Source organism: Rhodococcus spelaei (assembly GCF_006704125.1).
Classification (GTDB): domain Bacteria; phylum Actinomycetota; class Actinomycetes; order Mycobacteriales; family Mycobacteriaceae; genus Rhodococcus_G; species Rhodococcus_G spelaei.
On sequence record NZ_VIGH01000001.1, the window covers coordinates 823,864 to 835,925 of the forward strand.

The 12,062-nt window shown below is 67.8% G+C and carries 11 protein-coding genes; 5 read left to right on the forward strand and 6 right to left on the reverse strand.

The features are described from left to right. Nucleotides 1–429 precede the first annotated feature (429 nt). The gene (locus FK531_RS03770; protein WP_142095256.1) at nucleotides 430–1,917 is read left to right on the forward strand and encodes a SpnB-like Rossmann fold domain-containing protein; all 1,488 of its coding nucleotides are present in this window, start codon (nucleotides 430–432) and stop codon (nucleotides 1,915–1,917) included. Between the two features lie 183 nt (nucleotides 1,918–2,100). Here the strand turns inward: FK531_RS03770 and FK531_RS03775 are convergent, their stop codons facing one another. Together FK531_RS03775 and FK531_RS22235 are read right to left on the reverse strand one after the other, a co-directional pair. After that, a complete protein-coding gene (locus tag FK531_RS03775) occupies nucleotides 2,101–3,561 on the reverse strand; it encodes an alpha,alpha-trehalose-phosphate synthase (UDP-forming) (RefSeq protein WP_142095257.1) in 1,461 nt (486 codons plus the stop codon). A gap of 71 nt (nucleotides 3,562–3,632) precedes the next feature. After that, nucleotides 3,633–3,806, reverse strand: coding sequence for a hypothetical protein (locus FK531_RS22235; protein WP_181762798.1), 174 nt, complete (start codon nucleotides 3,804–3,806; stop codon nucleotides 3,633–3,635). Between the two features lie 140 nt (nucleotides 3,807–3,946). Between FK531_RS22235 and FK531_RS03780 the strand changes: the two genes are divergently transcribed. The 3 genes from FK531_RS03780 (at nucleotide 3,947) to ubiG (ending at nucleotide 8,302) form a co-directional block, all read left to right on the forward strand. After that, entirely contained in the window at nucleotides 3,947–5,665 is a 1,719-nt protein-coding gene (locus tag FK531_RS03780) for an ABC transporter ATP-binding protein (protein ID WP_246097809.1), read from the forward strand. After that, complete coding sequence (locus FK531_RS03785) at nucleotides 5,662–7,419, forward strand: ABC transporter ATP-binding protein (RefSeq protein WP_142095258.1); 1,758 nt, start codon at nucleotides 5,662–5,664, stop codon at nucleotides 7,417–7,419. Before FK531_RS03780 ends, FK531_RS03785 begins: the two co-directional genes overlap by 4 nt. Nucleotides 7,420–7,525: 106 nt before the next feature. Beyond that, on the forward strand, nucleotides 7,526–8,302 hold the full coding sequence (gene ubiG, locus FK531_RS03790) for a bifunctional 2-polyprenyl-6-hydroxyphenol methylase/3-demethylubiquinol 3-O-methyltransferase UbiG (RefSeq protein WP_142095259.1): 777 nt from the start codon (nucleotides 7,526–7,528) through the stop codon (nucleotides 8,300–8,302). On the opposite strand, the gene FK531_RS03795 is transcribed toward ubiG, so the two are convergent. The 4 genes from FK531_RS03795 to FK531_RS03810 form a co-directional block, all read right to left on the reverse strand. Continuing rightward, the gene (locus FK531_RS03795; RefSeq protein WP_142095260.1) at nucleotides 8,292–8,465 is read right to left on the reverse strand and encodes a type II toxin-antitoxin system Phd/YefM family antitoxin; all 174 of its coding nucleotides are present in this window, start codon (nucleotides 8,463–8,465) and stop codon (nucleotides 8,292–8,294) included. The genes ubiG and FK531_RS03795 overlap by 11 nt on opposite strands. A gap of 405 nt (nucleotides 8,466–8,870) precedes the next feature. Then, nucleotides 8,871–9,134, reverse strand: coding sequence for a hypothetical protein (locus FK531_RS03800; RefSeq protein ID WP_142095261.1), 264 nt, complete (start codon nucleotides 9,132–9,134; stop codon nucleotides 8,871–8,873). A 6-nt stretch (nucleotides 9,135–9,140) separates the two neighbouring features. Next, nucleotides 9,141–10,037: a tyrosine-protein phosphatase gene (locus FK531_RS03805; RefSeq protein ID WP_142095262.1), complete on the reverse strand. Its 897-nt coding sequence runs from the start codon at nucleotides 10,035–10,037 to the stop codon at nucleotides 9,141–9,143. Between the two features lie 124 nt (nucleotides 10,038–10,161). Next, nucleotides 10,162–11,100, reverse strand: a complete 939-nt coding sequence (locus FK531_RS03810; RefSeq protein WP_142095263.1) for a methionyl-tRNA formyltransferase — start codon at nucleotides 11,098–11,100, stop codon at nucleotides 10,162–10,164. A gap of 122 nt (nucleotides 11,101–11,222) precedes the next feature. Between FK531_RS03810 and FK531_RS03815 the strand changes: the two genes are divergently transcribed. Then, complete coding sequence (locus tag FK531_RS03815; RefSeq protein ID WP_142095264.1) at nucleotides 11,223–12,029, forward strand: alpha/beta fold hydrolase; 807 nt, start codon at nucleotides 11,223–11,225, stop codon at nucleotides 12,027–12,029. Nucleotides 12,030–12,062 lie beyond the last annotated feature (33 nt).

Sequence of the window (12,062 nt, forward strand, 5' to 3'; positions counted from 1 at the left end):
GCGCCGTCATCTGGGCACGCCTCCAGGCGCCACCGACGTCTGCGGAAAATCGATTGCCATTGCTCGGCATTGAGCGCCGCCAGGTCATCTACCCCACCCCCATTGGACCGACTCACAGAGTCCGCATCAGCATCACGCAAGAACGCGTTCTAGTCAAGGGACCGGACGCCACCAGTTCCCATGACATGCCGGCGACGACGTGATACAACAAAAAGTGCTGGTGGCGCGGTTCATTGCGTCCGCCGGCGAAGCATCGGCAGGTCCATCCTTGGCGGCCGAAAGAACATGTTCTACACCACCGGGGGGCTGCAGCCGCAATCCAGCACGAAGTAGCAATTGTCCGCATTCGGGTCTCGACACGGGCGCGGATCTCATCATCCCAATACCTCGATTCCGCCGAAATCGGCGACTGCATGGGAGCTTTGAGCAATGACCGCAGAACAAGGCCAGCTTGTCGAGACATCAGACGAATCCATGAATAACCATCACATCATCGAGTGGTCCACGATTCCCGCTCCCACATCATTGCCTGAGGTCGCACCCTGCGACTGGGAAGAAGCACTGAACGGGCCCGACACCGACACAGCCCAGGTCATAGTTCTGGACTGTCGCAGAAGCGAATCCGGCGCGCTCCCAACGGATACGGACACCATGACGCGGAAGGTGTCAGCCGCTTTGCGGTCCTGGTCCGGACAACGACGCTTCGATTCCAGTACTTTCCTCGTGCTCACGCGTGGCGCGATTTCGGTATCGGCTGACGAAGTTGTGCACCCGGCAGGATCGGCGATACGGGAGCTTGTGAAGTCGGCTCAAAACGAGAACCCGGGGCGGATCATTCTTGTCGACACCGACTCCTCCGACAATGGCCTCGGGGACTTGTTCGGACTCATGGCCGTACGGAACATGACCGTAATCGCAGTCGCCAGCGCCGAACCTCAACTCGCCATACGCGGAGACATCCTGTTTGCACCTCGGCGCAACGGGATCGGACACACCCCCGACCGGGCCACCGTGGTCGCCGAGTCCGTCGAGCATTCTCCTGCAGTGAGCTCCAAATCCGCTGACCCATCTATTGTCCGCATGTTCAGACAGGCGGTCGCAGACGACAAGTTCGCCGACGGCCTGGAGTTCCTTCTTGCGGCTGCGAAACTCCGCCCGGCGTTCGACCACTATCGGGCAGGAATACCGAGGGGCATCGGACTCAGTGGTGGCACGCCCCATAATACTGGCGGAGATACCCTGCCTCACGTTGTATTGATCAGCACCCCGGCATTCCTCGGCGGATATATCCAGTACATTCTGCTCGCCGCTCATTTGGGAGGTCATCGCCGTCTCTCGGTCATCCCACTCTCGGGATATGAGCCGGGTGAGCCCTTACCTGCGTCGCTCGACGCCGCCATCGAAAGTATTACCAAGACCGTCCTCGACACCGTTGGGAACGACGAATTTGTCCTGGCCGGCATGTCGGGAGGAGGGAATCTCGCCCACGCCGCTGCAGCTCGATTGCTGGAGCAGGGCAATGCCCAGCTGCAGGGATTGATCATCTTCGATTCCTTCATCGCTCGAGAGGCAAACGAGCGCCAAATGGGAACCGCGAGAGACGCCGTGGTCGATACGGAAGCAATGATCCCCGACCTTGCCGGCTTCACCACCGAACGGTTGACAGCTCTAGCGTGCTGGCTCGATCTGTTGCTGCAACTCGAGTACCAGCCTGTCGAATGCAAGGCGCTCGTCATCAAATGCACGAAACCGTCACCAACGCACAACCTCAACGAGTGGCCCATCGAAAGCTGGTCAACCGAACAGACTGTCCAGACCGTGGACACGGAACATGTCGCACTGTGCAGCACTGAGGCGCATACGACCGCACAGGTGGTTGACCAATGGTTGAGGCAGCTGAGCGCGAACGACGGTTAGCCTCGTCCGATGTCCGTCGGTGCGGGCGGCCCCATGACGAGGTCGCCATGGAACTTGGGAACATCAATCGCTGTTCGCCCGAAAGAACCTCGAGCCGATCACCCGACTCCATGTCACCCGCGGCGGTGTAACGGCCCATGCAGAAGGGCGCCTTCCCTCGGGGGATGCGCCCTTCTGCGTGCCTCAGGCCTTGAGTTCGTCGCCGAGCAGTGCCGCGCCGGCGACCGAGTCGCGGGCCAGTGCGGACAGGAACGACTTGGCCCAGCGGTCCACGTCGTGCGCGAGGACCTGGCGGCGCAGGCCGCGCATCCGGCGTCGGCCGTCCTCCTTTTCCTGCTCGAGCGCCTCGACCATGGCGTCCTTGACGTCGTCCAGGTCGTGTGGGTTGGTCAGGTAGGCCTGACGTAGTTCCGCTGCGGCACCGGTGAACTCGGACAGCAGCAGGGCGCCGCCGAGGTCGCTGCGGCACGCCACGTACTCCTTGGCGACCAGGTTCATGCCGTCGCGCAACGGGGTCACCAACATGACGTCGGACGCGACGAAGAATGCGACCAGTTCCTCCCTGGGGATCGGACGGTGGAGGTAGTGCACCACCGGACGCCCCACCTGACCGAACTCGCCGTTGATCCGGCCGACCTGCTGCTCGATGTCGCCGCGCATCTGGATGTAGCTCTCGACCCGCTCGCGACTGGGTGTGGCGAGCTGGACCATCACGTTGTCGGCCGGGTCCATCCGGCCTTCCTCGAGCAGCTCGCGAATGGCGTTGAGCCGCACGTCGATACCCTTGGTGTAGTCCAGCCGGTCCACCCCGAGCATGATCTTGCGCGGGTTGCCGAGCTCCTTGCGGATCTGCTTGGCGCGGTCGCGGATCGCCTTGGTGCGCGAGAGCTCGTCGAGCTTGCCGGAGTCGATCGAGATCGGGAAGGCGCCTACCCGCACGTTGCGGAAGCCGACCTGGACCACGCCCAGCTTGGACCGGACACCGACATTGCCGCGTGAGGTCGGCTGCCCGGCGAGGCGCCGCGCGAGGTACAGGAAGTTCTGTGCGCCACCGGGCAGGTGGAATCCGATCAGGTCGGCGCCGAGCAGGCCCTCGACGATCTCGGTCCGCCACGGCATCTGCATGAACAGCTCGACCGGCGGGAACGGGATGTGCAGGAAGAACCCGATCGTCAGGTCGGGTCGCAGCATGCGCAGCATCTTCGGCACCAGCTGCAGCTGGTAGTCCTGGATCCAGACGGTGGCGCCCTCGGCCGCCGCCTCCGAGGTGGCCTCGGCGAAGCGCCGGTTCACCTTGACGTAGGCGTTCCACCAGGTGCGGTCGTAGACGGGTTTGACGATGACGTCGTGGTAGAGGGGCCACAGGGTGGCGTTGGAGAAGCCCTCGTAGTAGTCCGCGACCTCCTGGGCGCTGAGCCGGACCGGATGGAGCTCGATGCCGTCCTCGACGATGGGGCCCAGGTCGGTGTCGGGCACCCCGGGCCAGCCGACCCAGGCACCGCTCTTGCCGCGAAGGATTGGCTCGAGTGCGGTGACCAGGCCACCCGGGCTTCGCTTCCATCGCGTGGTGCCGTCAGGGAGTTTCTCCAGGTCGACGGGCAGCCGATTTGCGACGACGACGAATTCCGAGGCGGCTGAGCCCACTGTCTTCCTTCAGGTCGGGTGGCCGCGGGAGCCGTCAGCCCGGAGCTGTCGGGGCTGACGGAAGCGGCGAGCTAGTCGATCTTGGCCGAGGGGCCAATGCCCAGCATAGACAGCAGCATCCGGCATTCGTCCGCGTCTTCCGCATACGCGGCGACGACGCGTTGTGCTTGGCGCGCGGTCTCGTCCGCGACCGGTTCGAGCTCCTCGTCCGCGATGTCGTTCTCGGTGGTGGTGTCGGTGGCCATGGTGCTGGTTCCTCCCAGGCGAGCTGCGAAATGTGCAGCTGGTCGTTCGTGTCAGCGACTCTAGGAGAACCGGGCTGTTCTGCGCTACTTCCCCGTCAGTTAGGGTTCGCTAACTTAACGAGAGACGAGGGGGTCGGACGGTGCGCACACCCACCCGCAACGGCGGCGGCGAAATCCTGCGCCGCACGCTCGGCAGACACCGCGGCAAGCTCGCTGCCGGCACTGCGCTGCTGGTCGTGCACCAGCTCGCCGAGACCGCGGTGCCGATCGCCATCGGGGTGATCGTCGGCCGCGCGATCACCACCGGGGCGACGGACGCCCTGCTGTGGTCGGTGGCGGGCCTGGGCGCACTGTTCCTGGTGCTCACTGCCGCGTGGCGGACCGGTGCGCGGCTGATCGTGGCCGCCATGCAGAGCGAGGCGCACCTGCTGCGGGTGGAGGTGGCCGGCCGGATCCTGCATCCGCGCGGTGTCCGGACCGACCTCCGTTCGGGCGAACTGCTCACGGTCGCCACCTCCGACGCGGAGCGGGAGGCGTGGATCCTCGACGTGCTGCCCCGGATCATCGCTGCGCTGACGGGCGTGGTGGCCTCGGCGGTCACCCTGCTGCTGATCGACGTTCCGCTGGGCCTGGCGGTCCTGCTGGGCACCCCGGTGATCCTCGGTCTGATGCAACTGGTGGCCCCGCTGATCACCCGCCGGGCCACCGCGCAGCAGGAGGCGACCGCCCGGGCGTCCGGGATGGCGACGGATCTGGTCGCCGGGCTGCGCCCGCTACGCGGGCTCGGCGCCGAGCGCGAGGCCGCCCGCCGCTATCGGGAGGTGAGCGGACGCGCCCTCGACGCCACCCTGCGAGCCGCCCGGACCACCGGCGCCTTCCTCGGTGTGTCGGTGACGGTCAGTGCACTGCTGGCGGTCGGCGTGGCCGGCTTCGCCGGTGCCCTCGCGCTGGACGGCCGGATCACCGTCGGCGAGCTGATCACCGTGGTGGGACTCTCGCAGTTCGTCATCGAACCGCTCGGCATGCTCGCGCGGGTACCCGGGTTCGTCGCCAACGCCCGCGCCTCCGCGGACCGGCTCGCACTGGTGCTCGACGCCGAGCCGCTGGTGCCCGCGGGCTCGCACCCACTGCCCGCCACCGCCGACCTCGAACTCGTCGACGTCAGCTACCGCTCGCTGCGCGGGCTGTCCCTGCGTGCGGAGCCAGGCGAACTGCTCGGTGTGCTCGCACACGGTCCGCAGGACGCGGAGGCGCTGGCGCAGTTGCTGTCCGGGCACGTTCCGCCCGAGGACTACCGCGGGACGGTCACCGTCGGCGGCGCGGGCCTGGCCGAACTCGACCTCGCGGCGGCCCGCCGGGCCCTGCTGGTCGAGCCGCACCACACCGACCTGTTCGCCGGCACCGTCGGCTCGAACGTGGCCGCCGGCAGGCCCGACGCCGAACCGGAGGCCGTGCGCCGGGTGCTCGAAGCGTCCGCCGCCGCGGACGTCGTCGGCGCCCACCCGCACGGGCTCGACCTGGCGGTCACCGACCGCGGCGCCAGCCTGTCCGGCGGGCAGCGGCAGCGGGTCGCACTGGCCCGCGCGCTGCTCGCGCAGGCGCCGGTGCTGGTGTTGCACGACCCGACCACGGCCGTCGATGCGGTGACCGAACACGCCATCGCGGAGGGCATCTCGCGACTGCGGCACGGCGCCGACGAGCCTCGGGCACACACCACCGTCCTGATCACCAGCAGTCCGGCCTTGCTGTCCGTCGCCGACCGGGTGCTGGTGCTCGAGGACGGCAGGGTGGCGGGCCAGGGGACGCACGGCGAGCTCGCCGCGGCCGACGAGAACTACCGGAAGGTCGTGCTGCGATGAGCGCTCCCGCGAATCCCGTTGTCCGCCTGCCGATCGCGTCGGCCCGCGAGAGCTGGGCGTGGCTGCGATCCGAGTTCGGGCGCTCGCCGGGGCTGACGGCGTTGACGGTCGGGGTGGGCCTGGTCGGTGCCGCGGTGTCGCTGGTGCCGATCTACGTTTTCGGCATTCTGGTGGACCAGGTGCGCGCACACGAGCCCCCTTCCGCGATCGTCAGTGTGGTCGCGGTGATCGCCGTCGCCGCGATCGTGGGCGGCGCGTTCGCGGGCTGGGCCTCGGTGCTGATCAGCAGGCTCGGCGAGAGCATGCTCGCGCGGTTGCGGGAGCGGACGGTGGAACGGGCCCTGGCCCTGCCCGTCTCGACCGTCGAGCGAGTCGGCAAGGGCGACTTGCTCTCCCGTGTCGGCGACGACGTGTCCGTGATCGGCAAGGCGGTGGCCGAGGTGGTGCCGAACCTGGTCTCCGCCGTGCTGCTGGTCGCGCTCAGCATGGTCGCGATGCTCGGCATCGACTGGCGGCTCGGACTGGCCGGGGCGGTCGCGCTGCCGATGTACGCGCTCGCCCTGCACTGGTACCTGCCCCGGTCGGGTCCGATGTTCGCGGCTGAGCGCGTAGCGATGGGGGAACGTTCCCAGTCGCTGATCGCCAGCATGACCGGGGCTCGCACGGTCCGGGCCTACGGGCTCGAGGATCAGCATCTGGCCGAGATCGACCAGGCCTCCGGCCGTGTCCGCGACATCGCGACCGGGGTGTTCACCCTGTTCACCCGATTCGCGGGCCGGGGCAACCGGGCGGAGTTCGTCGGACTGTCGGCGATCCTGGTGGTCGGGTTCGTGTTGGTGAAGGGGGACCTGGTGACCGTCGGTGAGACGACCGCCGCGGCGCTGCTCTTCCACCGACTGTTCAACCCGATCGGCATGCTGATGTACACCTTCGGCGAGATCCAGTCCGCCGGTGCGAGTCTGGCGCGACTGGTCGGCGTGGTGAACATCCCGTCGACGCGGACCCCGGCATCCGGCGCGGTGCCCGCGAACGCGGAGCTGCGACTGTCCGGCGTGCGGCACAGCTACGACGGCGACCGGGAGGTGCTGCGCGGCATCGACGTTCGCGTGGCGCCCGGTGAACGAGTGGCGCTGGTCGGCTCGACCGGTGCGGGCAAGACCACCGTGGCGGCCGTCGCGGCGGGTTCGATCGTCCCGACCGCGGGCGTCGTCACGATCGGCGGTGTGCCGCTCGCCGCCTTCGGGGACGGTCTGCGCGAGCAGGTGGTGATCGTCAGCCAGGAGGTGCACGTGTTCGCCGGGCCGCTGATCGAGGACCTGCGCCTGGCGTGGCCGTCGGCGGCCGTCCCGGCGGTGGAGGCGGCACTGGCGACGGTCGGCGCGCTGGACTGGGTGCGTGCGCTGGACGCCGGCCTCGACACGGTGGTGGGGGAGGGTGGCCACCCGCTCACGGCGGCACAGGCCCAGCAGTTGGCGCTGGCGCGCCTGGTGCTCGCCGATCCGCCGGTGGTCGTACTGGACGAGGCGACAGCGGAGGCGGGCAGTGCCGGTGCCCGCGACCTGGAGGTCGCCGCGGACGCCGCGACCCGCGGACGCACCGCGCTGGTGGTGGCGCACCGGCTGACCCAGGCGGCGTCCGCCGACCGGGTGCTGGTGCTCGAGCACGGCGAGGTCGTCGAGGTCGGAACCCACGCGGAACTCGTTGCCGCGCACGGTCGGTACGCACAGTTGTGGGCGGCGTGGGAGGGGCGCTGATCCGCGGCGTCCGGTGACGCGACGGTCCGGGGGATGGCGTGATGTCGCCAAACGTGCGATGGTGGCCGAGCGAGCAGGTCTCCCGAGCATGCGCAGGTGATCGACGATGCCCATCGACAACGACGTGTACGACCGCGTCGGCGCGACCTGGTGGGACGAGGACAACCCGCTCAACATGCTGCACGGGAGCCTGACCCCGGGGCGCTTCGCCTACTTCCGGGAAGTCCTGGCGAACCGGTTGGGGCGCGACTACACGGGTCTGCGCGCGCTCGACATCGGCTCCGGGGGTGGCTTCCTGGCAGAGGAGTTCGCCGGAATCGGGTTTCGGGTTGTCGGAGTCGACCCGTCGGTGGTGTCGGTCGCCGCCGCCCGCAGGCACGCCGCGACAGGCGATCTCGACATCGACTACCGGGTCGGGGCCGGTGAGCGGCTGCCGGTGGCGGACTCCGAGTACGACGTCGTGTACTGCTGCGACGTGCTCGAGCACGTGTCCGATCTCGACGCGGTCATGCGTGAGACCGCCCGCGCGTTGAAACCCGGCGGGCTGTACCTGTTCGACACCATCAATCGGACCCGCGTCAGCAGGCTCGTGGCCATCAAGATCATGCAGGAGTGGCGGCTGACCCGCCTGTTCGACACCGCCGTGCACGACTGGTCGATGTGCATCAGGCCCGCCGAGTTGGTCGATGCTCTCGACCGGCGCGGGCTGCGGACCGGCGAGGTCGTCGGGCTCGGACCGCGATCGAAGAATCCGCTGCGGGTGCTCGACATGGCGCGGGCGTCACGCGGTCGCCTGTCCTGGGGAGAGGCGAGCCGGCGACTCGACTTCGGGCGGACGAGGAGCACCGCGATCTCCTACATGGGCTATGCGGTCAAGGGCTGACCGAGACTTCTTCCAGCCGCCGGAGATCCTCCAACGAGACCAGGGCCGCTGCCGGCAATCCGTTACGCGTGATCATGATCCGGTCACCCCCGTAGGCCACCCGCGAAACAAGATCCCGCAGTTCAGTGCGTACCTGCCCGAACGTCGCCGTCGTTGACCTCATGTCGGAATCGTAGGAGTGGGGACCGACATGAGGGCGGTGTCATTGCCGGGTTCAAGGCCGACGAGCCCAACAACCATCAATGCAGTCGCCGCCGAAAAGGTACGACACGCCGAATACGTACGAAACGCTGATTCCGTACCGATTCGGCGAGTGGTACCGAATCCGCGAGTCGTACCTTTCGATTGTGGACGGCAACAGTGTTGTTTCCGGCTCCGCCCCCGACGAGGCATAGCTGGCCGAGTCGTAAAACGCCTGTTGAGCAAATGGCAGACTTCGGCTTGCCGGGGCGATCGGCGTTGAAGCAGGAACCCGCCGAACGGGGGCAGTGTGATGCTGTCCCGTGTAGGAATCCTGGCCCTTCACAGCCGCGAGGGATGTTGAGCGAATCTCCTTGGTAGGCAGGCGCTACAGGTGAGCCGAGACTGCTCGCTCCACGAGGACGGGGATGTCGCGTCGGCTCCCGACGAGCTCGAGCGCACGGTTCGAGGAAAGGACCGCGATTCCGTGGCGCCCGGTCTGGATCGCCGGCGCCTGCATCCGAGAGTCGTCGCTCCGATCGCTGGCTTGCTCAACCAGAGCTACGAGCGACTCGAACAGTGGCACGGTGGTCGCGCGCAGGTTTGCTCCGGCGCCGTCGAGAAGGTCGTGGTGGAACATCAGCTCGAACATGGCTGGCTACACCAGCAGCTTGGCCCGCAGCGTGTCGACGGTGGTCTGGTCGAGTCCGAGGCCGTCGCGTACGTACTTGTCGAAGCTGCCGTAGATCCGGTTCATCTCGTCGAATGCCGCATTGAGCCACGACAATTCGACGGCGGCGGGACGGCCGAGGTAGGTGTTCGAGGCCATGAAGTCGGCGTTGACCATGTCGCGGGGGACGCCGAGCAGGGTCAGCAGCACGGCGGTGCTCCAGCCGGTCCGGTCCTTGCCGGAGCTGCAGTGGTACATCGTCGCGCCACTGTCGTTGTGCGCGATCGCCTTCAGCAGGTCACCGAAGGCGACATCCGAGCCGTGGTAGCTGACCATGAACGGGTAGCCGATCGACTGCCCGATGTTCGAGGATCCGCTGACCGCGGCGTCGATCATCGCCCGGCCGAGGGTGAGCGGCACGAACTCGTGGAACCAGACTCCGCTGTCGATGCCCACCACGTCGGCCACCTGGTAGCGCACGCCGGACGGAATCCGGTCCGGCGCCTCCTGGCGCTCGGAGGCGTTGCGCAGGTCCACGTCGAGGGTGACGTTCGCGGCGGTCAGCTTCGCCAGATCCAAGTCGGTGAGGGAGTTGATCTTGTTGGAGCGGTAGACGACTCCGGTGCGGACCTTCTTGCCGTCGGCGGTGCTGTAGCCGCCGATGTCGCGGAAGTTCCTCGCGGCGTCGAGTCGGACCGCGTTCGGGGAGGGTGCGGGCAACTCGGGCAGCGGCGCCGCCTGTCCGGACGAACCGAACTGGCTCGAACCGGAATTCAGGTCGCTCGAACCCGCGGAGGCCAGTGCGGGGGTCGCAACGGCCGGAGCCAGCGCGATCACGCCCGCGAGGACGAGCCCCGTCGGCCGGGAGTACCTGCGTGCTGACATCGTCGTTCTCCTCGAATCCCGGGTCGGGAGGCACGCGCCCGACGCAAACTCGTGCGAGATTACAGGCCGCCCGGTCGACCGTGGGGCCTTTCTGGACGCGCGACCAGAAAGGCCCGTGACGGCATCAGGTGCCGAGGTAGCCGCCGCCGTGCGGGAAGAACTCCTTGCCGGTCATCTCCGTGCCGTCGTCGAGTCGGATCCGCTCGATGGAGAGGCCCCGGTTGCGACCGCTCCAGGCGTCGGGCCCCGCGACGATGACCATGCCGTCACCCTCGTGGATGAACACCCGGCCGGGGGTGCCGCCGTAGCAACCCTGCGACACCGACGACTCGAGGACGCGGAGGCGCTGCCCCTTGAAGGTGGTGAACGCGTTGGGGTACGGGTCGGACTGGGCACGCACCAGACGCTCGATGACCTCGGCCGGCCAGGTCCAGTCGATGCGGCTGTCCTCGGGGGCGCGCTTGTGGAAGAAGGTGGCCTGCGAGCGGTCCTGTGGGGTCCAGTCGGTGCGCCCGGACTCGATGAGGTCGAGGGCGTCGACGGCGATCGGGCCGATCATGTCGACGGTGCGGTGGAACAGGTCGGTGACGGTGTCCTTCGGGCCCACCGGCGTCGACCGCTGCAGCACGATCGCGCCCGCGTCGAGCTCTTCGTCCATCAGGTGCGCGGTGAGGCCGACTTCGGTCTCGCCGTTGATCAGCGCCCAGATCAGCGGCGAGAAGCCGGTGTACTTCGGCAGCAGCGAGTCGTGGATGTTGAGGGTGCCGTAGCGCGGACGGTCGAAGACGTCCTTGGGCAGCCAGGTCCGCCAGTTGTTGGCCACGATGATGTCCGGATCGGCCTCGGCGAGCGCGGCTTTGAACGCCTCGTCGGGCTTGTTCGCGATGTGCACGGGGACGGCGTGTTCGGCGGCGAGATCGGCAACCGAGTCGGCCCACATCCGCTCGTAGGCGTGGTCGCTCTTGGGATGCGTCACGGCGAGCACCACCTCGTGCTTGGAGCCGAGAAGGGACTGCAGGGTACGGTGACCCCAGGTCTGGTATCCGAGCGTGGCGACTCTCAAGGGTTTCCTCCTGGGACGAGCGCGTCTGTGTGCCGTCGATGGGATCGACGCGGGCTAGCTTAGGCTAACCATATCTTTCGGGTAGTGGGCCGTACCCGGTTCCTCGCCAGAAAGGTTCGTCGATGCCGCTCGCCACGATCAATGGGATTCAGCTGAATTACCAGGTCAAGGGCTCAGGTGACCTGGTTGTGCTGATCATGGGGACGGGTAGCCCCGGGCGGGTCTGGGACCTGCACCAGGTGCCCGCACTGCTCGACGCCGGCTACCGGGTCTGCACCTTCGACAATCGCGGCATCGCCCCCACCGACGAGTGCGCGGGCGGCATCGTGATCGAAGACATGGTCGCAGACACCGCGGCGCTCATCGAGCACCTCGGCGGCGGTCCGGCCTACGTGGTCGGCACCTCGCTCGGTGCCCGGATCGCGCAGGAATTGGCACTGACCCGACCGGAACTCGTCCGCAAGGCGGTATTCCTCGCGGCGCACGGCAGGCGTGACGCATTGCAGAAGGCGCTCTCGGAGGGCGAGCGTGAACTCGACCGCAAGGGCATCACGTTGCCGAGCAGCTACCGCGCGGCGATCACGGCGGTGCTGAACCTGTCGCCCACCTCGATGGTCGACCAGATGGCCGCGCAGGACTGGCTCGACATCTTCGCGTTCTCGAAGTCCGAGACCTCGCCCGGTATCCGGGCGCAGCAGAACCTGGACGACTTCGGGGACCGGCTCTCGGCGTACGGCAGGATCACCGTGCCGTGTCTGGCGGTCGGCTTCGCCGACGACCGGCTGGTGCCCGCGCATCTCGCGGCCGAGGTGGCCAAGGCGATTCCGGGTGCCCAGTACGTCGAGTTGCCCGACTGCGGTCACTACGGGTACCTCGAGCGCCCGGATGCGGTGAACTCGGCGGTGCTGGCGTTCCTCAAGGGGGAGTGAACCAGCGGGCTAGTTTGCCTACCCTAACGGGGG

Bases quoted from the DNA above. Each gene is read 5' to 3' on its own strand.
- FK531_RS03770 (WP_142095256.1), top strand. From the start codon at position 430: ATGACCGCAGAACAAGGCCAGCTTGTCGAGACATCAGACGAATCCATG.
- FK531_RS22235 (WP_181762798.1), bottom strand. From the start codon at position 3,806: ATGGCCACCGACACCACCACCGAGAACGACATCGCGGACGAGGAGCTC.
- FK531_RS03785 (WP_142095258.1), top strand. From the start codon at position 5,662: ATGAGCGCTCCCGCGAATCCCGTTGTCCGCCTGCCGATCGCGTCGGCC.
- ubiG (WP_142095259.1), top strand. From the start codon at position 7,526: ATGCCCATCGACAACGACGTGTACGACCGCGTCGGCGCGACCTGGTGG.
- FK531_RS03795 (WP_142095260.1), bottom strand. From the start codon at position 8,465: ATGAGGTCAACGACGGCGACGTTCGGGCAGGTACGCACTGAACTGCGG.
- FK531_RS03800 (WP_142095261.1), bottom strand. From the start codon at position 9,134: ATGTTCGAGCTGATGTTCCACCACGACCTTCTCGACGGCGCCGGAGCA.
- FK531_RS03805 (WP_142095262.1), bottom strand. From the start codon at position 10,037: ATGTCAGCACGCAGGTACTCCCGGCCGACGGGGCTCGTCCTCGCGGGC.
- FK531_RS03815 (WP_142095264.1), top strand. From the start codon at position 11,223: ATGCCGCTCGCCACGATCAATGGGATTCAGCTGAATTACCAGGTCAAG.